The following is a 21,486-nucleotide window of genomic DNA, read 5'->3' on the forward strand; positions in this document are numbered from 1 at the left end:
CCTTAGCGCCCCAGCAGGTTCCGCGCCTGGCTTGCGATCTGGGCCAACATGGCCGGGGCAATAGTGCCCTGTGCCTGAGCGCGGCTGATCATTGCGCGGAATTGCCGGATAGCGGCTTTATGATCAGCAGCCCAATTGGCAACAGCACCTTCGGGATTTTTCTTGGCGCCTTTGCGCCGCGATAGCCGGCGGAGGAAATCGAGCCGCATCTGCTGGAAATCCCTCGCGAGGCCTGCGACCAGCAAACGCTCCCAAACATCGGAGGGGTTGCTTAATGCCGCTGCGCCTTGCGCCCAGTCGAGGCCCAGCCTTGCCCCCAAATCGGTAAATGCCGCTGTGAGCGGCCGCGCTTTGATGTCGGAATTGAGCGCGAGCGCAGCAAGCCCGACCGCGCCGTCGAGATCGTAGAGATGGGCTACTTCCGAAGCGAGCACGGCGGGCGCTCCGGCTTCGGCAAATTCCTTGCGAAGCGCATCGGTTTGCTGGCGCGTTTCCGCGGTCAATAGCGCGTCGGTTTCGCTGGAAAGCTCGGTTACACCCTTGCGCAGTGCGGCAATCATTTCTGAAGGCATCGTTGTGCTGGCCCCGGCGCGCATCAGATCGGCCATCTGGCTGCGCATGACTCCGGCGATATGCCGGAACAGGAGAATGCGAGCGTTTTCCGGCATTTTGGCCGTTTCCAGCTTCGCCCAAAGCTCGTCGACATTGAACAGTTCTGCTGCCGAGATGAATGACGCACACACATCTCCAAGGCCGACGCCTTCTTCTTCGGACAGCTCAAAGGGGTGTACTAGTCCGAGCCGGTTGATCACTTTGTTGGCGAGCTTGGTCGCGATAATCTCGCGGCGGAGCTGGTGGTTTTCGATCTCCGCCTTGTATGTCTTGCGCATAGGAGAAGGGAAATACTGGATCAAAGAACCGGCCAGACTTGGATCGTCAGGCAGCGCGGTCTTCTCGATTGCGTCCTGCAACACCAGCTTGGTCGACGACAGCAGCACCGCCAGTTCTGGCCGCATCAAGCCGATTCCGTCGCTGGCCCGCCGAGCGAGCGCTTCGTTCTCCGCAAGGCCTTCCGTCCGCCGGTCGAGCGCCCCGCGATCCTCTAGCCCTTCAATCAGACGAAGCTGCGCGGCGACTGCCCCTGGGCCGCCCGCTTCGGCGATCGACAATGCCAGCGCTTGCAACCGGTTGTCCTCGAGCACCAACTCGGACACTTCGTCGGTCATGCTTGCCAGAAGAGCGTTGCGTTTCCTGTCGGATAGTTTGCCCGAACGGCGCGCCGCGGCCAGCGCGATCTTGATGTTCACTTCGTTGTCCGAACAATCGACACCGGCCGAATTGTCGATGAAGTCCGTGTTGACCCGCCCGCCAAGCATCGAAAATTCGATACGCGCGGCTTGGGTTACGCCCAGATTGGCGCCTTCGCCGATAACTTTTGCGCGTATCTCTGCCGCGTCGACGCGCAGAGTGTCATTGGCCGGATCGCCGACTTGAACATTATTCTCGTTCGATCCTTTGATATAGGTCCCGATGCCGCCAAACCAGATCAGGTCCACCGGTGCTTTCATAATTGCAGAGATAAGCGTCTCGGGCTCGATCTCGCGCGATTCGAGCCCCAGCGCCTTGCAGGCCGCAGCGGACAGTTTGATTGTTTTCGACGCGCGCGAATATACTCCGCCGCCTTTCGAAATCAGGTCCTTGTCGTAATCGTCCCAGCTTGAGCGCGGCAGGTCGAACAGCCGTTTGCGTTCTTTCCAGCTGACGGCTGCGTCGGGGTCCGGGTCGATAAAGATGTGACGGTGGTCGAAGGCAGCGACAATCTTGATCGATTTTGACAGCAGCATGCCATTGCCGAACACGTCCCCTGACATGTCGCCGCAACCGACAACGCGAACCGGGTCGCTTTGCACGTCGACACCCATTTCCAGGAAGTGCCGCTGGACCGAAATCCACGCGCCCTTGGCGGTGATGCCCATCGCCTTGTGATCGTATCCATTGGACCCGCCGCTGGCGAAAGCGTCATCGAGCCAGAAGTCGCGCGATTCGGCGATTCCATTGGCGATGTCGGAAAATGTCGCGGTGCCTTTGTCTGCAGCGACTACGAAATAGGGGTCTTCACCATCGAGCGGCATGACCGCTTCGGGATGAACCACTTTGTCATCGACGATATTGTCAGTGATCGTCAGCAGCGTGCGAATAAACACTTCGTAACTTGCCCGCCCTTCCGCGGCCCACGCATCGCGGTCAATCGCGGGTGAAGGAAGCTGTTTCGGGTAGAAGCCGCCTTTCGCGCCGGTCGGCACAATCACCGCGTTCTTCACACGCTGCGCCTTCATCAAACCGAGTACTTCTGTACGGAAATCGTCGCGCCGGTCAGACCAACGAAGCCCCCCGCGCGCCACCGGGCCTGAGCGCAAATGGATGCCTTCGACGCGGGTCGAATAGACAAACATCTCGCGCCATGGAACGGGTTTGGGAAGATTGGGTACCAGGTCGGATTGGATCTTGAATGCCAGTGCCTCGGCTGCGGCGGGGGCAAAGGCATTGGTTCTCAGGATCGCTTTGATCAGCGAATGATAAAGCCTGAGCAGCCGGTCGTCATTGATCGCCGACACGCGCGCCAAGCCTTGCTTGATCGCACTTTCAGCATCGGCAATTGCGATGTCGCGGTCACCTTCAAAGGCAGGATCATGTGCGGATGTAAACCGCGCGATCAGCGCTTGTGTGACAGTGGGGGCTGCGCGCAACGCATCGACGACCGTGTAAATCGTGAAAGTCATTCCCGCTTGCCGCAGATAGCGGTAGAACGCGCGCAGCCAATTCGCTTCGCGTTCAGCCAGTCCGGTTCCGATCACCAGCCGGTTGAACGGATCATCTTCTGCCGCTTCGTTCAGAACCGCAGTTATCGCGCGTTCGATCGGCGCGACGCGATCGAGAATGGGTGCTATTTCGGCGCCGTGTGGCAGCGAGAGCGTGAAATCATGGATCGTTCCCAGCGTCCCGCCGTCAAGTGATGTGGGAACTTCCGACAATACTTCGAAACCGAAATTTTCCAGCGCGGGCACAGCATCCGATAGCGGCAAAACGCCTTCATGCTCATAGATTTTGAGGCGCAAGCAAGCGTCCGGATCGCCTTCCAGATGGTAAAGCCGCGCATCGCGCTGGGTTTGCTCTCCGTCAGAATCGGCGCTGTCGAGCGCCAGCAAGTGGCGCATGCGGCTGATATCGATCGCAGCTTCGGCGGCACCGTAAGTGGTGCGGTAGGAAGCAGGGAAAATATCGGCATAGCGGGTGGCGAGCGCCGCTCCGCGCGCTGCATCACCGATCTGCGCAAGCTCCTGTTCAACCGCCTCGCCCCAGCCGCGCAGCATGTTCTGCATGGTCCGCTCTGTCGCGGCTTCATCAAACGCCTGTTTCCCGTCGCGAATGTCGAGGACAAAGCGCAGCATGGCCAGATTGCCGCCCTCGACCTGCAGGCTCCAATCCATCAGCCGGGCGTCGGCATTCTCTTCAAGCAGCGATTGGATTTGCTCGCGCACTTGTGTCGAAAGCATATCGCGCGGCAGCCAGACGAATGCGAACAGGTGCCGCGCCAGCGGCGCCTCGACGATTGCCAGACGCGGGCGAGGGCGGTCGACCAGGCCCATCATCGCAGTGGCAACACGCGCAATGTCATCGTTGGAGAAGCCTATGACGAGATCATGCGGAAGCGCGGTCAGCGCGTGGACTAAAGCTTTGCCTGCATGGCCGGCAGTATCGAAACCGAACTCGTCCATCAGGCGCGTCATTTGCGCGCGCAGACCCGGCACTTCGCTAGGCTTGGCGGCAAGTGCGGCGCTGGTCCACACACCAGCATGCACCGACAGCGCGGTGCATTTATCATCCTCGACAATGGGTACCAGAAACAAGTCCAGAGGAACCCTGCGGTGCACCTTGGAAAGGTGGTTGGCCTTGATAATCAGCGGAACGCGATCATTGCGATTGGCCGGATCGTCAAACCATTTGAATGCCCTGTCATAGGATTCATCCGCCAGCAGATGCTTGGCGCTGCGCCGGCAAATCCCTAGCCGCCCGGTTTCCTCGCCACTGCGCTTCCTGATCACGTGGCCGAGCTGGGTCAACATTCCGTCATTGAGCCAGTCGAGCAGCGCCGAACCCTCGGTCTCGCTGCCCATCATCCGGATGCGCTTGGCATCTTCGGCCATCACTTCGCGCAGATTGGGCCAATCGGTCACCGCTGCGCGAACATCACCCAGCGTGATGCGCAGCGCCTTTTCCAACTCGCGCCGCTTCTTGGCGTCAATCCGCGCGGTCTCGATATAAATCATCGATTCGCGTGCGGTCCCCGGCGTTCCGTTTTTCTCGATTGATTGCAGTTCGCCATTGTCGTCGCGAATTACGGCGACAACCGGATGGACCAGCCGATCGATAGCCAGCCCCTGGGCGGCGATCGTTGCGGCAATCGAATCGACCAGAAACGGCATGTCGTCGCTGACGATTGCAATTCGCATAAACCGGCGGCCATTGCTGGCGGTGGCGAGCGACATCGAAGAAATCTTCGTTTCGCGCCTTGCCGCGGTATCGAGGACAAAACCCGCTGCCTCGCGTATCTTTTTTGCTTCGAATGGTGTGTCGCCGGGGAGGAGCGAGTCGCTCATCCGCTGCAGCACTGCTTCGGTCAGGCCTTTTCGCCCGGCCATCCTGCGAGTGGGGGTTGGAGTAGAATTGCGAGGCGTCCCAGCTTTATTTGCGCCGGTGGTCTTCGAACCCATCCGTCAAGCTCCATGGGCGCGCGGCCCGATTTTTGTTTTGCCGCAAGTCGCGGTGTTGCCGTGCAAATAGGCGCATCGCGTGATGCCCGCAAGCGAGTTGCGCATAGGAATGCATAGGCGTGGCGGATTGTTTGTGGGGCAGCGCGGCGGGGTTAATTGTCCATTGCATCCATTGTCAGTTGCAGCGATCGAACCCTGTCTTGGGGATCAAATGTTGAACCGGCGACGATGATTTCGTCCGCACCGGTTCGGTCGATGAAATTCTTGATCGTGGTTTTGACCGTACTGGCTGATCCGATTGCGCTGGCTTGTCCGATATGCGCCAACATAGCCTGCGCCGGTGCCGGCAAGCTTTCGCGGTACTGCGCGACTGGCGGGGGCAATTTCCCGGGGTTGCCGGTCCGCAGCCGGACGAATGCCTGCAATTGGGAAGAGGCTATCAGTTCGGCTTTTTCATCGGTGTCTGCTGCGATAACCGTCATTGCAGCCATCACATATGGTTCTGCCAACCGGTCGGATGGCTGAAAATCTCTGCGGTAAATCTCCAAAGCGGCGTCGAGATGATCGGGGGCGAAATGCGATGCAAATGCATAAGGCATTCCCAGCTTTGCCGCCAACTGCGCACCAAACAGGCTGGAGCCAAGTATCCACAATTCTATATCTGCCCCAAAGCCGGGCGTGGCCTTGATCGGAAGATCGATTTCGCCGGTAAACAAAGCGCGCAGCTCGATCACGTCCTGCGGAAAATGTTCGGCGGCCTGATGCAAATTCTTGCGCAGGGCATTCTGCAGCTCGGGGCCCGCCCCCGGTGCCCTGCCCAGACCCAGATCAATGCGTCTGGGGAAAAGGGCGTCCAAGGTTCCGAATTGCTCGGCGATCACGAAAGGATTGTGGTTGGGCAGCATGATTCCGCCAGACCCGATCCGGATCTTAGACGTGGCATGGCCTATATGTGCGAGGACCACCGAGGCGGCGGCCCCGGCGATGCCCTCCATCGCATGATGCTCTGCAACCCAATATCGCTTATATGCGCAAGCTTCGGCAGTCTGCGCCAGCGTGGCCGCATCTCGATATGCTTCGGATAATGTTCCGCCTTCGCGAACGGGCACAAGATCGAGGACGGAAAGATGCGTCATGGCCTGTCCAGTTGTTCGAGATAGGATTTGGCTGTTTTCGCCTGCGAGCTTTCCGGAGCAATCGCGACAATTGATTGCCAGCTCTGCCGTGCAGCATCATCATTGCCGGCCAAGACAGCGATGACGCCAGCTTCCAGGCCGATTTCCGGGTCGGTCGGGTTGAGGCGACTGGCTTGCTCGATCTGGCTTTGGGCGGTGGCCAGATCATTATTGCGGCGAGCAAGCGTTGCCGAAAGCAGCCATGCCCGGGCGTTGGCCGGCGCCAATTCGCGTGCTGCGGCAAGAGCAGCGCCAGCAGAGGCAGGCTCACCAAGCGCGACATAGGCACGCGCGCGGTCAAGTTCTATTTCCGCCTCAAGTGCAGCAAACCCGGCTTCAGCGGCATCCGATTTTGCTGTTTCGAGCACTTCGATCGCGCGCCTGTTGTCGCCAGCCGTCAGCAGCGCATTGGCCGCCATCGTGCCAAGCCGCGCACGATATCTGGAATCCACGGCCTCGCTGTCATCGCGGGCAGCGATAAAGCTCGATGCGGCCTCGTTCCAGAACGCCGAATTGGCAAAGGCATATCCGCGGCATTGCAGCGCTTCGGCGCGGGTCACGCCAACCGCATTTCGCAGCCAGCTATCGGCTTCGATGCGGGCTGCGACGCTGTCTTGCTCTGCCCGCGCGAGGCAGGATTGCAATCTGTCGCGGGTGAGAGTGGGCTCGATAGCCGTTTCTTGCTGGCGGCGGCGCAATTCAACCAGCTCTTCGGGGACGGTCGGGATTGATCCGGCGCCCGGGTTGGGGCCAACTTGCATCAGCAAAGCGAGAGTAGCGGAAAGCACGCGATTTCTCCGTAGAAATTATCCGAGCAGATTGGTGACCTGGCTCAGAAGCAGTTTGATATCGCTATCGCGCGACAGGCGGTGATCGCCGTCTTTGACCAGCGTCACCTGTACGTCGTCCGAACGAAGCCGCTGTGCGAGCCGCAAGCTGGTTTCATACGGCACATCGGCATCTTGCTGGCTGTGAATCAAACGCGCGGGGCAATCGATCGCGATCTCGCTGCCCAGCAACAAGTTAGCCTGCCCGTCGGACCAGAACTTTGCGTGCATCGGGGTTGGCTCAGGGCCATAGGGATTGTCGTCAAAAACCGTTTCGCCGGCGGCCAGTGTGGCCTTGTCTCCCTCGGTTCGACCCCATTCGGTAAAATCAGGGGCAGAGGCAATTCCAACCAGCCCCGCAAGTCGTGGACCCAGCGCAAGTCCGGCCAGGAGCATCAGCCAGCCGCCCATTGATGATCCGATGAGCAGCACCCTTTCCAAATTAAGCGCCTCTATCAAAGAGAGCACTTCATCACGCCAGATCGACAAGTTCCCGTCAGCGAAATCTCCTTCGCTTTGGCCGCATCCCGAATAGTCGAGCAGCACGCATCCGGCCCCTTGCGATCGCGCCCAATCGAACAGCGCGGTCGCCTTTCCCCCCTCCATATCGGACATATATCCGGGCAGGAACACAATCGTTGGATTGTCCGTGCTGCCCGGATGATGGCGGAAAGCGATCCGGTTTCCGGCAGCGGTTTGATGAAATTGAACGTCGTTCATGATCGTGTTCTTCACCGATCATGCAGTGTCAGGCAAGCCTACAATGCTGGCCGGGTGGTTCAAATCTGAAAGCTTAGTAGAGCGCGGGAAGAGTCAAAGGCTCTTCGCATTTTCCAGCCGAACCGCCATCTTGGCATGCCCCTAGAAAGGCAACAAGAAAGAGAATTGCAAATCGCATTCCAATACCCTCCAGCTTAGCCCCGCTCGAAAATTTCTTCGATTGGCATAGCAAAGGTTTCCGCGATGGTGAAGGCCAGCGGTAGAGACGGGTCGTATTTGCCGGTCTCGATGGCGTTTACACTTTGCCGAGAAACGCCAAGCCGGTCGGCCAGATCTTGCTGGCTCCAATCGCGTTCGGCGCGGAGCACTTTGAGCCGGTTCTTCATGCCCTGTCCCCGATCATACCGCGCCCCATGTGCCATATTGGATACGGTTTATGACCGCGCCCACTCCCAGGCCGAAGAACCACCACACAGCCCACCAATAGGCGTCCAGATGGATGACGATGTCGGCCTGTTCAAGAAAACCCCAGACGGACGCCGCGCTAAGTGCGAAGCCCGTTGCCCATAGCGATTGGCGGATGGTCAGCATGCGGATGAATTCATCGGTCTGCTCCACGATCAAGCGGCCGATCGACCAGAATATCCCAGCAATGGCGAGTCCGGGCAACAGTGCCAGGAACGTCCGTAGTTCTATCGCAGGATCGAAATCTTTGTTGATGAATTTCATCAGTGCCAAAGTGGCGAGATAGAAAGAAGTGAACATCGCGACGCGTCTCAGGTAACGCCGGTTGACCTCTCCCTTGCCCGCACAGGACGCTTCGGCCCGGCGATTGGCGGCCTTGACCGCGGGGATCACCAGCCACAGCGGCGCAATCATCAGAATAAGCGCCGTCGGCCCGTTAATCGCATCGGTTGCGGCCAGGGCAATGACCGTCCCGATCGCGGCGAACATAATGCCGACATAAAGGAAAGGGCTTTTGCCCTGCGGGGGTGTTGGTGCGGTGTTGGTCATCGTGAAACCCCGCATTTTCTTGAACTTCCAAGCCATGCGGAAGGCGCAAGCGCGAGGAGAGCAAGCGGAGCCCATTGGGCGATTTTCTCCGGAATGATTCCGGCGACAGCAAGCAGAGCGATAGCAATCATCGCGCTTGCAAGCAGCAGAGCTTTGTGATTCTGGTTCATTGTCAATGATCCTTTTCGTTGTGTAAAGCGTCATTTACACGACCTCTGCCCAATGTCAAGCAACATTTACATAATGATTGGGGTGCTTGTCTGATCCGCCGATCAATCTTGGCGTCGTACCTTGGCGCGCCTATGCGTTCGGAATGACCATCGAACAGCCCCCAGCCGCCGCCATCCCCCTTCTCGACCGCCGGACTTTATTCCGCGGCGGATTGTTGGGAGCTGGCCTTGCGGCGATGCCCAAAGCGGCCGCCTCCGCCACATTGTCGGGTTTTGGCTATGGCGTTGCCAGCGGCGAACCGAGCGCAGACAGCGTCTTGCTTTGGACAAGGTTTCAAGCGGATCGGGAAACCGCATTGCGCTGGGAAGTCGCAACCGACGCCGGCTTCAGCAAAGTTGCTGCTGGCGGAGAAATTGTCGCCCGGCCCGATCATGATTGGTGCGTGAAGCCGGTTGCGCAGGGTCTTGCGGCGGATAGCTGGTACTATTTCCGCTTTGTCGCGCCCGATGGGCAGGTCTCCCAAACGGGGCGGACTCGAACGCTGCCAATGGGGCCGAAAGATAGCTTCCGCCTGGCAGTCGTTGGCTGTTCCAATATCGGCTTCGGATATTTCAACGCTTATGCGCATATCGCAGAGGCGGACGATACCGATCTGGTGCTGCATACCGGCGATTACATTTACGAATATGGGCGCGATATCTATCCAACCAAACAGCAAGAGCTCGCGGTCCGGATGACGGGAATCGACAGTGAAATCGTCGCGCTGGCCGATTACCGGGCGCGCTACGCACAGTACCGGTCTGATCCCGATCTCCAGCGGTTGCACCAGCTTTTCCCGATGCTGCATGTGCCCGACGATCATGAAAGCGCAAATGATTCCTACGCCGCCGGTGCGGAGAACCACCAGCCTCAAACCGAGGGGCCATGGGCAGCTCGCAAACGTGCTGCGGTACGCGCCAATCGCGAATGGATGCCGGTGTCGGATGAACCGTGGGCAGCATATGAAATTGGCGATCTGGCAACATTGTTCAGGCTCGAAACCCGGCTGGAGGCGCGGACCAAGCCGTTTGATCTGGCAGATATTATCAGGCCCGCTGGTCAGGACCCCGAAAAAATACTGGCCGCATTGAAAGCATTTGAATCGGGTGATTGGCGCGACCCCGCGCGCACTTTGATGGGCGGCGTGCAGGAAAGCTGGCTCGCTGACGGGATGGCTTCTTCGCGCAAGGCAGGCAAAGTGTGGCAGGTTCTGTTGCAGCAGACGATCATGTCAAACCTCAAAACCTCGCCCGATCTTGCCAATGGTATGAACGAGGCGCTGCCCGAATTCATAAAAGCACGGATCAGGGCGGGGGTTCTGACCGCGACCGCAGGCCTGCCATTCAATATGGACGCATGGGATGGCTATCCCGCGGCGCGCGAACGGCTACTTACATCTGCGCAAGAGGCGGACGCCAATCTGATTGTCCTGGCCGGTGACAGCCACAATGGCTGGGCATCGGAACTGGACAATATGGGCGCCGCAGCAGGCGTGGAGTTCGCCGGACATTCGGTGACCTCGCCCGGCGCCGAAGGATACATTACCTGGATCAAACCAAAGGATTTTGCGGCGCAGTCAGTTGCCGCGAACAGTCAGCTCAAATGGGCAGACACCGGCCAACGCGGCTATATGTCGGTCAAACTGACGCCCACCCGCGCTACCTCAGAATACCGGTTCCTCGCTGGAATACGCGCAAGGTCCACTGCCCTCGCGGGGACGCAGCGCATCTCCTCCGAAGCGGGTAGCCACAAGCTCGACATTGGTTGAATCTTAACAGCTGCGCGGCTACATCGCCCGTATGGCACAGCTATGTTTCTTGACCACCACCACTACCACCGGCTTTGACCGGGGGCAGTTGGTCGCGCGTTAAGCCAGCCACTGCCGCCCGATTTCGGGCGGTCCGGTGTCACCTCCCGAAATCGTTAGAATAACCGACACCGACTCTTCCGGTGCGCGCGCTCTTCTGCCATGGCGCATCAAAACGAAATACGGACGAATTCGATGAGCGAACTTCTCAAGATCAGCCTTCCCGATGGATCGGTGCGTGAAATGCCCGAAGGCTCCACCCCTGCCGATGTCGCGGCGGCAATCGGCCCGGGCCTCGCCAAGGCGGCGATTGCGGCCAAGGTCGATGGCGAACTCCGCGATATTGGCCGGCCCTTTGACGGCGATGCCGAATTGGCGCTGGTCACCAATCGTGACGAGGAAGAGGCGCTCGAACTCGCGCGGCACGATTTTGCGCATGTTCTGGCAGAGGCGGTGCAGGCGCTGTGGCCCGGCACGCAGATTACTTTCGGCCCCGCAACCGATGATGGTTTCTATTATGATGTGATGGCACCCGAAGGCCGCGACCCGTTCGGCATGGATGATCTTCCCGCAATCGAAGAGAAAATGCGCGAAATTATCAAGGCCGACAAACCTTTGCGGCGTGAAGCGTGGAGCCGTCAGGCACTGATCGACAAATGGCAGGCCGAGGGCGAGAGCTTCAAAGCCGAATGGGCGGCGGAGCTTCCCGAAGGTGAAGAACTGACGGTCTATTGGTCCGGCGATGACTGGATGGATATGTGCCGCGGGCCGCATCTGCCCAGCACCGGAAAACTTGACCCACAGGCATTCAAACTGATGCGCGTTGCCGGCGCCTATTGGCGCGGCGATCAGGCCAATGCGCAGCTAACGCGGATTTACGGCACGGGCTGGCTCAACAAGAAACAGCTCAACGCGCATCTTCATCGGCTGGAAGAAGCCGGCAAGCGCGATCACCGCAAGCTGGGCCGCGAAATGGATCTGTTCCACTTGCAGGAAGAGGCGCATGGCAGCGTTTTCTGGCATCCCAAGGGTTACAAGATCTGGCGCGAGCTGGAAGCCTATATGCGGCGCAAAATGGATGGCGGTGGCTACCGCGAAATCAAAACGCCGCAACTGATGGATGTGCGCCAATGGACGCAATCGGGCCATTGGGGCAAATATGCAGAAAACATGTTTGCGGTGCCTGACATCGTGCCCGATGTTGACGAGGAAAGCGGCGCGGCATCGCCCAAAGTCGCCAATGATGCCGACTGGATGGCGATCAAGCCGATGAATTGCCCGGCGCACGTGCTGGTCTTCAAACAAGGCATCACATCCTATCGCGATCTGCCGATCCGGCTGGGCGAGATGGGGTGTTGCCATCGCAACGAACCGCATGGGGCGCTGCACGGTCTGATGCGTGTGCGGCAATTCACGCAGGACGATGCGCATATTTTTTGCACCGAAGATCAAGTGGTCGAGGAAGTGCGCAAATTCTGTAAATTGGCGGACGAGGTCTATTCGGATTTCGGTTTCAAATATCATGTAAAACTGGCGCTGCGGCCGGAGAAACGTTTCGGCAGCGATGCCGATTGGGACAAGGCCGAACAGGAATTGCGCGATGCCGTGGCCGAAGCGGGCATGGATAATGAGGACTATGGCTGGGAGGAGCTTCCCGGCGAAGGCGCGTTCTATGCTCCCAAGCTCGAATGGCACCTGACCGATGCGATTGGCCGTACATGGCAAGTTGGCACGATCCAGGGTGACCGGGTCCTGCCCGAACGGCTCGATGCGACTTATGTCGGTGAGGATGGCGGTCGGCATCGCCCGGTCATGCTCCACCGCGCGATCTTCGGGTCTTACGAACGCTTTATCGGCATTCTGATCGAGCATTTTGCCGGCAAGGTGCCGCTGTGGCTTGCGCCAACACAGGCGGTCGTCGCACCGATTGTGTCCGACATTGATGGCTATGCCAGTGAGGTTCTGGCCAAGCTGGAAGCAGCAGGGCTCCGCGCCGAATCCGATCTTCGCAATGAAAAGATCAATTACAAGGTCCGCGAACATTCGCTGAAGAAAGTTCCGCATCTGTTGGTCGTCGGGAAGCGCGAACAGGAAGAAGGCACCGTTGCCATCCGCACCTTGGGCGAGAAGGATCAACAGGTTCTTCCGCTCGATGACGCAATTGCAATGTTGAAGGCAAACGCAACCCCGCCCGATTTGCGCCGGGCCTAAGGCACCGTAGCGGCATGGACTTGCTGGCCGATTTTACTGTTCTGCAGATCGCGGTGGCAATTGTCACAGCGCTGGTCGCTGCGTTCATCCGCGGGCTCGCAGGGTTCGGCCTCGCCATCCTGCTTGTCCCGATCCTGGCTTTCGCCATGACTCCGGTTGAAGCCGTGCTGGTGACCAATGTCGTCGCCTTGCTGATCGGCCTGAGCGAAATTGCCCGCATCATGCGCGAGGCGGAAAAATCAGCCTGGACCATCGGCCTGTTGGTGGTCCTTGCCACATGGCCCGGCCTGTATTTGCTCAGCATCACCCCAACCGCTTTGGCGCGGTTGCTCATAGCATTGATTGCCCTGTCCGCTTTTTTCGCGATGTTCCTGCCGCAACGTCCGGCGGAACAGCCGGGTCCGGTGCAAACGGGCCTTGTCGGTATTTCGAGCGGATTGCTCACCGGATTTGCCGGCATGCCCGGGCCACCGGTTGTGCCCTACTACCTTGGCCGGGCCATTCCCAAAGAAGTCGCCAAACCGTCGATGTTGCTGATCTTCACCATTGCCGCCGCCGCCGGGCTAGGGTCCGGGGCCGCGATAGGCGTGATGGACTGGAGCATCGTGGCGCTTGGCGCGTTACTGTTTCCAGCGGTACTGATTGGCAATTATTTCGGCGCAAAGGCGTTCGGCAAAGTCAGCGATACGGTGTGGCGATCATTTGTCATGTTGGTGTTGGGCGCGACCGCAATGGCGGCCCTGTTGCCAGTGCTATCAGCCTAGCGACTGCTATCTCTAGCGTAAGAGGCCGCTGTAAAAACGGCTGGCGTGTAACTGCGGTCCAATCCGTCAGAAAGGCTGCGCTGCGCCGGCGAAAATCAACGCCAAGGCGCATCCGCTGACGATCACCGCGCGCAGCGATTCTACAATGTCATCGGTATATTTACGCGAAAGGGCAGCAATTTTGGCCATGCCGCAATATCGCGCCGAATTCCTAATGCGGCGTTAAACCGGTCAATTGGTTGGATGGAAGATCTATTGGTCCGATGGCATCTGCTGGCTGGCGCAGTGAAACCCGCCTCCACCCGCAAGCACTGCATCGGCAGGCAACCCGACTGTGTCGCGATCAGGGAACAGCGCTGCAATTGCAGCGACGCCATCGGCATCGTGCGGCGAACCAAATGTCGGTACCACAACGACTTTGCTGGTGATCGCGAAATTGACATAGCTTGCGGGTTCGATCTGGCCGCTGCGCTTGATCAGACCGGGCGATGGAATGCTGACCACCTCTACCCCGCAAGCTTCCGCACGCTTGCGCGCATCGGCATAGATTGCTGCGTTCGGGTCATCATCTTCGGTTGCCACCGGCACGACAAGCCTGTTTTCGCCGACAAAGCGGGCAAGATTGTCGACATGCCCGTCGGTGTGATCGTTGATCAGCCCGTCGTCCAGCCATAGGACGCGGTCAAAACCAAGATCGCTATGCAAACGCCCCTCGATCTCTTGCCGCGATAGATCGGGATTGCGATTCGGGTTGAGCAGGCATTGCTCGGTGGTGACCACCAAACCCGTCCCGTCGCCATCAATCGCGCCGCCTTCCAAGATCCAGTTGGCAGTTTCGACCGGCAATCCGGCATCGCGCGCAATATCCGCGCCGATGCTTTGATCGCCTTCCATCAGATATTTGCCGCCCCACCCGTTGAAGCCGAAGCGTTTGGCGACACGTTTTTCGCCATTTGAGACCACCAGCGGCCCGGTATCGCGCAGCCAAATATCACCATAGATCCGACGCTCTAGTTTTACCGTGGCGCTGACCAGATCGCGGGCGCGTGCTTCATTGGCTGCATCGCGGACCAGCAGCCGCACTTCCTGCCCGCTATCCGCAACGGCGTTGGCAAAGGCGGCTATCTGCTCCTGCGCGCGCGCTAGAAAGCCGGGCCACTCCTCTGCATCATGGGGAAAGCCGATCCACAACCAATCCTGCGGATCCCATTCGGGCGGCATGTGGATGGTCATGGACCGGCCTTCGATTGTGCCTGCACCAGACTTCGGCTTAGCAACCCTCTCCGGCGGCGCAGCTTTCGTCACGGGTTGCCTTGAACTCGTCACCTTCGACCCAATTGGGCCAGCTTGTGCTGTTGCCGATCATCCGGCCAAGACGGTAGAAAAGTTGGAGGTCTTGCATCACGCCGGACCAATCCCACTCTTCGTTAAATTCGTCCTTTGGCCCGTGATAACGATTGGCGCGATATTCGTCAGAGATCGCTTTGCCGGCTTCGCGGCCACCTTCGACCAGATCTTCGCCGCCATCGACATAGAGCATCGGGACACCGCGCTTGGCGAAAGCAAAGTGGTCTGACCGATAATAGTAACCGGCTTCCGGGCTGGGGTTTGGCGTTGCCGTGCGGCCATCAGCTTCCAGCGCTTTGGTCAGATATTCGTCCAGCTGCGACTTGCCCGGGCCAACAACGGTGACGTCTTTGGAAACGCCCGCCACCAGAAACGCATCCATATTGATGCCGCCTACCGTTTGCGACAGCGGGAATACCGGATTGGCTGCATAATAATCCGCGCCAAGAAGGCCCTGTTCTTCTGCAGTCACCGCAAGGAACACCAGGCTGCGCGCAGGGGCGCCGGCTTTGGCATGGGCTTCCGCCAGGGCGACAAGCGCAGCGGTGCCGGTCGCATTATCGACCGCACCATTGCAAATATCATCGCCATCATCGGCCGGGGTGCAGCGGCCAAGGTGATCCCAGTGCGCTGTGTGCATGACATATTCGTCAGGCCGCTCGCTACCGGGAAGAATTCCGATCACATTCTGCGATTCATATTTGCGGATATCGTTGGAAAAGCTCGCGCTCGCCGTCAGCCCCAGCGGAACAGGTTTGAAGCCCTTTTCCTTGGCCGCTGCGGACAGAGCGGTCAGATCCTGCCCTGCCGCCTCGAGGATTTTTGCGGCTGCATCTTTCTGCACCCAGCCATTCACCTGCGTCAGCTCGGGCGCGTCTTCGCCCCGCTGGGCATAGGCCTGCGGACCTGACCAGCTGCTTTCGACCACGTTCCAGCCATAGGAAGCAGGCTCGGTATCATGGATGATGATCGCACCCGCGGCACCTTGCTTTGCAGCCTCCTCATATTTGTAAGTCCAACGCCCGTAATAGGTCATCGCGTCGCCGTTGAACGGGCCTTCCAATGTTCCCGTTCCGTAGTCCGGGTCGTTGACCAGAATAACCGCAGTTTTGCCCGCCATGTCGAGACCTTCATAGTCGTTCCAGCCGCGTTCCGGCGCGTTGATCCCGTAACCGACAAAAACAAGTTCGCTGTCTTCAAGCGACGTTGCGGCATCTTCGCGATAGGTCACACCGACCCAATCCTTGCGCGCTTCCAGGCTGATTTCCTCATCGCCGCCTTTGATGGTCAGCGGCGAGAAATCCTTCCCGGTGATCTCGACCAGCGGAACTTTCTGGACCCAGCTGTCGCCATTGCCCGGTTTGAGCCCCGCCGCTTCAAACTTCTCGATCAGCAACGCGACGGTTTTTTCTTCGCCAATCGTTCCCGGCATCCGCCCGTCAAACTCGTCCGAAGACAAAGTGCGGGTGATATCGACCATGGTTGCTTCAGAAATGTCGCCGGCTTCAGCATCCGGAATATCGAGCTCGGCGGCAGTATTGCATGCAGCGAGTGTTAGCGCGGCCGAGGCGGCCAGTAATGTGCGGATCATGTGAATTCCTCTTCCTCGCTGCCGGCTCCTCATTCTAGCCGAAAGCGGTTTTGTGATGCGCTTCCATTGCAAACGGAACCGATTGGGGCAAGGGCTATGCCGATGGGCAGCGCGCATTCCTCTCCTGACTGGCAATCGGCACTGGACCGCGCGCGCGCGCATTCGCCCTTTCTGTGCAAGGCATTGGATCGCCAGCCCGAACTGGCCGAATTGCTAGAGCAAGGCCGCAGCGGAGAAGCGATGGACCGCGCACGCGGCCTCGGTGCGCAAAGTGGCGAAACCGGTTCCGATATCGGGGTGGCTTTGCGGCGGGAACGGCTGGCCATTTCAACACTACTGGCAATTGGCGATCTGGCAGGTGCGTTTCCGGTCGAAATGGTAATGGAGGAACTGTCCGATTTGGCCGACCGGGCATTGGACAGCGCGATTACTGCGGCGATGAGGAAGCGGGTTCCCGACTGTGAACCAGGGGGCATGATCGGGATTGCCCTTGGCAAGCATGGCGCGCGGGAGCTGAATTACAGTTCGGATATCGATCCGATTTTGCTGTTTGACCCGGAAACCTTGCCGCGGCGCGAACGCGATGATCCGGGCGAGGCGGCGCAGCGTTATGCGCGAGAAATCGTGCAACTATTGTCCAACAACACGGCCGAGGGATTTGTTTTTCGCGTCGATTTGCGATTGCGCCCCGCTTCCGAAGTGAGCCCCTTGGCGATCCCGCTCGAAGCAGCGCTTTCGCATTACGAATCCTCTGCGCTAGCGTGGGAACGCGCCGCTTTCATCCGGTCACGAGCCGCAGCAGGGGACATTGCCGCGGGCGAGCAATTTTTGACCGCGATACGGCCATTTGTGTGGCGCCGTAGTCTAGACTTTGGTGCAATAGATGAAATCAGCCGCCTGACCGCGCAAATCCGCACCACCTATTCAGGCCCGGGCGAGCCAGGGCCGGGTTTCAATGTCAAACAGGGACGGGGCGGAATTCGCGAAGTCGAGTTCTTTACGCAGACGCATCAGCTGATCCATGGGGGCCGCAACCCCTCACTGCGCGACCGCGGAACACGCGCTGCTCTAGACGCCTTGGCCGATGCGGAGATCATCAAGGCGGACGATGCGCGGGAACTTGGCGAAGCGTACAATAGATTGCGTACTATCGAGCACCGGCTGCAAATGGTTGAAGACCACCAGACGCATACATTGCCAGCGGGCGATGCCTTGGAAAACGTTGCGCGGCTTGGTGGATATACAGATGCAGCCGCGCTGCTTGATGATCTGCGCGGACTAACCGAAACTGTCGCGGGCCGGTTCGACAAATTGATCAATGTTGACGATTCGCAGCCGGTGGCGATGCCCGGCGGCGATGCATTAAAGGACAATCTCGATCAGCTCGGGTTTCCAGACCCCGGCGATCTGTCAAAACGTATCCGTTCATGGTCCGACGGCAAAATACGCGCATTGCGCAGTGCCGCGGCGATCGCGGCGTTTGAGGCAATCCTTCCTGAATTGCTCGAGGCATTGTCGGAAGCAACCGATCCGATGCGCGCATTGCGGCGCTGGGAAGCGTTCCTGACCAAGACGCCGAGCGCGATCAATCTGTTTCGCCTGCTCGAAGCGCGTCCGGGCCTGTTTGACCAATTGGTGCGCGTTCTGACGCTTGCTGACCCGCTGGCTGATGAACTAAGCCAGCGGCCCGAATTGCTCGATAGTCTGATTGATCGCAGCGCTCTCGACCTACCTGGCGAGGTTTCCGAACTGGCTGCTAGCATGGCCCGCAAAGAGGCGGGAGACGATTACGAACGTGTGCTTGACCGGATTCGTATCGTAACCGGTGAAAAGCGCTTCTCGCTGGGCTTGCAGCTGATCGAAGCCACGCATGATCCGCTTGATATTGCCGCTGCCTTGTCGCGCCTCGCTGAAGCGTCGCTTTGCGTCGCGGTCGAGGCAGCGAGCAATGAATTCGCGCAGCTGCACGGACGCATCAGAGGCAGCGAATTGGCGGTGATTGGCCTCGGGCGGCTTGGCGGCGGCGCGCTGACCCATGCTTCAGACCTTGATATCATCTATCTGTTCAGCGGAGCACATTCTGCGGGATCCGATGGAGAGAGACCGCTCGGCGCGACGCTTTATTATAACCGGCTCGCCCAAAGAGTGACTGCGGCGCTCAGCGTACCGACCGCGCAAGGTGCGCTTTATGAAGTGGATACACGGTTGAGGCCGCAAGGTGCGCAAGGTCCGCTCGCGGTAAATATGGAAAGCTTCGCCAAATATCAGCGCGAAGATGCCTGGACGTGGGAACATATGGCGCTGACACGGGCGCGCGTCGTAGCAGGGTCGGGCGATGCGCGGTCAAAGCTTGATACAATCATTGCCTCGGTCCTCGAAAGCGAAAGAGACCCGGTGAAGCTTAGGCGCGATGTGCTGACAATGCGCGAAGACATGGCTGCGCACAAACCCGCCAAAGGTCCGCTCGATGCCAAGCTGCGCCGCGGTGGGTTGGTCGATCTGGAATTTCTTGTCCATTATTTGCAGCTGCGCGAACGGACCGCTTTTTCACCCGATTTGCGGCGCGCGCTGCCTTTGCTGATGGAACAGGACCTGATCCCCGAAGACATCGTGCACGCGCATGATATGCTGACCCGGCTTCTCGTTTCGGCACGGCTGCTCGCGCCCGACCTGTCCGAACCTGCGCGCGGACCGGCAAAGGCGCTTGCCAATGCTTGCAACTGTGCAAGCTACAACGATCTTGTAAGCGCGTTCGATGCCGCGCGCGGCGCGGTGGCCGATTGCTGGCGCAGAACTTTCGATGTGAAACTGGAGACTGACTTATGACCGAAGCCGGAAACGTGATGCCGGATATTGCGATGGAAACACCCGATGGTGGAAGCGTGAAGCCGTCCGATTTCAAGGGAAAGAAACTGGTCCTGTTCTTCTACCCCAAAGACAACACGCCGGGGTGCACCAACGAGGCGAAGGATTTCTCGGCATTGAAAGCCGACTTCGCGAAAGCGGGTGCGGACATTCTTGGCATCAGCAAATGTTCGCCCAAGAAGCACCAGAACTTCATTACGAAGCACGATCTTACAGTTGCGCTGGCGACTGATGCTGAACAGGGCGGGCTGTCGGATGAACTTGGTATCTGGACCGAGAAGAAGAACTACGGACGAACATATATGGGTATGGTTCGCACAACATATCTGATCGGCGAGGATGGCAAGATTGCGCAGGTATGGAACAAGGTTCGCGTGAAAGACCATGCAGCAGAAGTCCTGAAGGCAGCGCAAGCTCTTTGACCGGCGCAAAGCCATCTTTGAGCGGTGCCATCCGCGCCGCATTGCTCACCGCCGATCCGCGAAGCAAAGCGATGGCTGCGCGCGAGGTCGCGCGTAATTGGCGTTTGGGGAAGCTGGATTTCGCTTTCGATGTGCCGATGCCCGACAAGCCGGCCTGGCCTGCTGCCCCGCAGCTGCTGGATCCGCGCAATATGCCGCGCCGGGGCAAGGGTGGATCTGAGAAAGGCCGGTTGGCGCTATGGCATGCGCTCGCGCATATCGAATTTGTCGCCATCGATCTGGCTCTCGATATGGCCGGGCGGTTTGGCGGCGAAATGGGCAAGGACTTTGTCGACGATTTCCTGGCGGTCGCCGCCGATGAAGCCATGCATTTTGCTTTGCTCGACCGGAAATTGCGCAAACTGAGTTCGCATTACGGCGCATTGCCTGCCCATGCGGGCCTATGGGAAACAGCCGAACGGACTTCGCATGATGTCGCAGCCCGTCTGGCGATAGTACCCATGGTGCTCGAAGCGCGCGGTTTGGATGTTACCCCGGCGACTTTGCAGCGTGTCGAGTCGCAAGGCGACAAGGATGGGGCAAAGATCCTTGGCCGGATACTTGACGACGAAATCCGCCATGTCGCGATTGGCACCAAACATTTTGTCGCAGTTTGTGGAAAAACCGGGGAGTCGCCCGAAAAACGTTGGAAATCCTTGGTTCGCGAGCATTTCAGAGGCGGTCTAAAGGCGCCATTTAACGACTCAGCGCGCAATGCAGCCGGTTTATCGCGAGACTTCTACGCGGAACTTGCTTCGTAAATTTTTGTATTCATAACCCACGATTAACGAAGCGAATGGCGATTTCATCCAAGTGGCCGCGCGTTTCTGCTGGCTTTTTCCTGAGGGGGATCGGGTCGGTTTAGAATAGGGATCCTCCAGGTGCGAAGCACCGGAAACAAAGGACGGTTTGTGGTCGTATCAACTATTAAACGTAGTTTGGCAGCTTCGGCGCTTGGTCTTGCGGGTTTCGCATCCATGGCAGCCAGCCCTGCTCTGGCAAATACCAGCGCAACTTCGGCGGATATTCCCGCCCAGATCGAAAATGTCGAAGCCAATTCGGTTACCGGCGGTGATCAGACTTTCAAACAGCTCTTCGCAAAATGGGAAGCGCTGGACGGTGTGCGCGATGCCGGAACACAAACCGAAATCGCCCCGGCGCCGATTTCTGCAGTTTCCATTCCATCGCGGATGCCGCTTGACGGGTCTTACATGAGCAGTGGTTATGGCATGCGTACGCATCCGGTTACCGGAGGCCGTCGCCGCCACAAAGGTATCGATCTGGCAGCGCCCACCGGCACGCCGATCTATGCAACTGCTGATGGCACGGTCAGCCGCGCTTCGCGTTTCAGTTCATACGGCCTCTATGTTTCGATGGAGCATGGCGCAGGTCTGCAGACCCGTTTTGCCCACATGTCGCGGATCGCGGTTGCCGATGGGCAGCGTGTGCGTAAGGGCGAAATCATTGGTTATGTCGGCTCGACCGGACGTTCCACCGGCCCGCATCTCCATTATGAAGTCCGGATCGACGGCAAAGCGGTTAATCCGGTTCCTTACATGGTCGAATCGCAAGCGCAGCAGGCATTTGCGGCAGCCAGAGAAGGCGGCCGCGGCGGTCAGTAAGGCCACGTTACCGGTTTAGACATCGGGAGAGGGTGTCTAATGGGGCTGCGGAGCAATCCGCGGCCCTTTTTCTTTGCGCTTTCCCCTTGCCGCTGACGAT

The 21,486-nt window shown here is 58.9% G+C and carries 16 protein-coding genes; 7 read left to right on the forward strand and 9 right to left on the reverse strand.

The window, feature by feature from the left end; all coding sequences use genetic code 11:
* Positions 1-2: 2 nt before the first annotated feature.
* The 6 genes from GRI41_RS11955 to GRI41_RS11980 all read right to left on the reverse strand — a co-directional run bounded on the left by GRI41_RS11955 (position 3) and on the right by GRI41_RS11980 (position 8,544).
* Positions 3-4,700 (reverse strand): NAD-glutamate dehydrogenase, encoded by a 4,698-nt coding sequence (locus tag GRI41_RS11955; protein WP_235901217.1) that lies wholly within the window; start codon positions 4,698-4,700, stop codon positions 3-5.
* Between the two features lie 224 nt (positions 4,701-4,924).
* Positions 4,925-5,908, reverse strand: a complete 984-nt coding sequence (locus tag GRI41_RS11960; RefSeq protein WP_160605209.1) for an LLM class flavin-dependent oxidoreductase — start codon at positions 5,906-5,908, stop codon at positions 4,925-4,927.
* The gene (locus tag GRI41_RS11965) at positions 5,905-6,735 is read right to left on the reverse strand and encodes a tetratricopeptide repeat protein (protein WP_160605210.1); all 831 of its coding nucleotides are present in this window, start codon (positions 6,733-6,735) and stop codon (positions 5,905-5,907) included. The genes GRI41_RS11960 and GRI41_RS11965 overlap by 4 nt, the downstream gene beginning before the upstream one ends.
* An 18-nt stretch (positions 6,736-6,753) precedes the next feature.
* A complete protein-coding gene (locus GRI41_RS11970; RefSeq protein ID WP_160605211.1) occupies positions 6,754-7,494 on the reverse strand; it encodes an alpha/beta hydrolase in 741 nt (246 codons plus the stop codon).
* Positions 7,495-7,688: 194 nt separating this feature from the next.
* Complete coding sequence (locus GRI41_RS11975) at positions 7,689-7,880, reverse strand: helix-turn-helix transcriptional regulator (protein ID WP_160605212.1); 192 nt, start codon at positions 7,878-7,880, stop codon at positions 7,689-7,691.
* A gap of 13 nt (positions 7,881-7,893) precedes the next feature.
* Complete coding sequence (locus GRI41_RS11980) at positions 7,894-8,544, reverse strand: hypothetical protein (protein ID WP_235901218.1); 651 nt, start codon at positions 8,542-8,544, stop codon at positions 7,894-7,896.
* 220 nt (positions 8,545-8,764) lie between these two features.
* On the opposite strand from GRI41_RS11980, the gene GRI41_RS11985 reads away from it, so the two are divergent.
* From GRI41_RS11985 to GRI41_RS11995, 3 genes are all read left to right on the forward strand, one after another.
* Positions 8,765-10,486 (forward strand): alkaline phosphatase D family protein, encoded by a 1,722-nt coding sequence (locus tag GRI41_RS11985; protein WP_235901219.1) that lies wholly within the window; start codon positions 8,765-8,767, stop codon positions 10,484-10,486.
* A gap of 234 nt (positions 10,487-10,720) precedes the next feature.
* Positions 10,721-12,736 carry a threonine--tRNA ligase gene (thrS, locus tag GRI41_RS11990; RefSeq protein WP_160605213.1) on the forward strand — a complete coding sequence of 672 codons (2,016 nt, stop codon included), beginning with the start codon at positions 10,721-10,723 and terminating at the stop codon, positions 12,734-12,736.
* Between the two features lie 14 nt (positions 12,737-12,750).
* A complete protein-coding gene (locus GRI41_RS11995) occupies positions 12,751-13,500 on the forward strand; it encodes a sulfite exporter TauE/SafE family protein (protein ID WP_160605214.1) in 750 nt (249 codons plus the stop codon).
* Positions 13,501-13,566: 66 nt separating this feature from the next.
* On the opposite strand, the gene GRI41_RS14435 is transcribed toward GRI41_RS11995, so the two are convergent.
* From GRI41_RS14435 to GRI41_RS12005, 3 genes are all read right to left on the reverse strand, one after another.
* Positions 13,567-13,689: a hypothetical protein gene (locus GRI41_RS14435; RefSeq protein WP_268893206.1), complete on the reverse strand. Its 123-nt coding sequence runs from the start codon at positions 13,687-13,689 to the stop codon at positions 13,567-13,569.
* 63 nt (positions 13,690-13,752) lie between these two features.
* Positions 13,753-14,733: an agmatine deiminase family protein gene (locus tag GRI41_RS12000; protein WP_160605215.1), complete on the reverse strand. Its 981-nt coding sequence runs from the start codon at positions 14,731-14,733 to the stop codon at positions 13,753-13,755.
* A gap of 37 nt (positions 14,734-14,770) precedes the next feature.
* The gene (locus tag GRI41_RS12005) at positions 14,771-16,438 is read right to left on the reverse strand and encodes a M28 family metallopeptidase (RefSeq protein ID WP_160605216.1); all 1,668 of its coding nucleotides are present in this window, start codon (positions 16,436-16,438) and stop codon (positions 14,771-14,773) included.
* 102 nt (positions 16,439-16,540) lie between these two features.
* On the opposite strand from GRI41_RS12005, the gene GRI41_RS12010 reads away from it, so the two are divergent.
* The 4 genes from GRI41_RS12010 (at position 16,541) to GRI41_RS12025 (ending at position 21,386) form a co-directional block, all read left to right on the forward strand.
* Positions 16,541-19,264 (forward strand): bifunctional [glutamine synthetase] adenylyltransferase/[glutamine synthetase]-adenylyl-L-tyrosine phosphorylase, encoded by a 2,724-nt coding sequence (locus GRI41_RS12010; protein WP_160605217.1) that lies wholly within the window; start codon positions 16,541-16,543, stop codon positions 19,262-19,264.
* Positions 19,261-19,725 (forward strand): peroxiredoxin, encoded by a 465-nt coding sequence (locus tag GRI41_RS12015; RefSeq protein WP_160605218.1) that lies wholly within the window; start codon positions 19,261-19,263, stop codon positions 19,723-19,725. Before GRI41_RS12010 ends, GRI41_RS12015 begins: the two co-directional genes overlap by 4 nt.
* A gap of 17 nt (positions 19,726-19,742) precedes the next feature.
* Complete coding sequence (locus tag GRI41_RS12020) at positions 19,743-20,525, forward strand: ferritin-like domain-containing protein (RefSeq protein ID WP_268893207.1); 783 nt, start codon at positions 19,743-19,745, stop codon at positions 20,523-20,525.
* Between the two features lie 216 nt (positions 20,526-20,741).
* Positions 20,742-21,386 (forward strand): M23 family metallopeptidase, encoded by a 645-nt coding sequence (locus tag GRI41_RS12025; RefSeq protein ID WP_160605220.1) that lies wholly within the window; start codon positions 20,742-20,744, stop codon positions 21,384-21,386.
* Positions 21,387-21,486 lie beyond the last annotated feature (100 nt).

Origin of the sequence: Pontixanthobacter aquaemixtae (assembly GCF_009827395.1) — a bacterium.
Taxonomy (GTDB): Bacteria; Pseudomonadota; Alphaproteobacteria; order Sphingomonadales; family Sphingomonadaceae; genus Pontixanthobacter; species Pontixanthobacter aquaemixtae.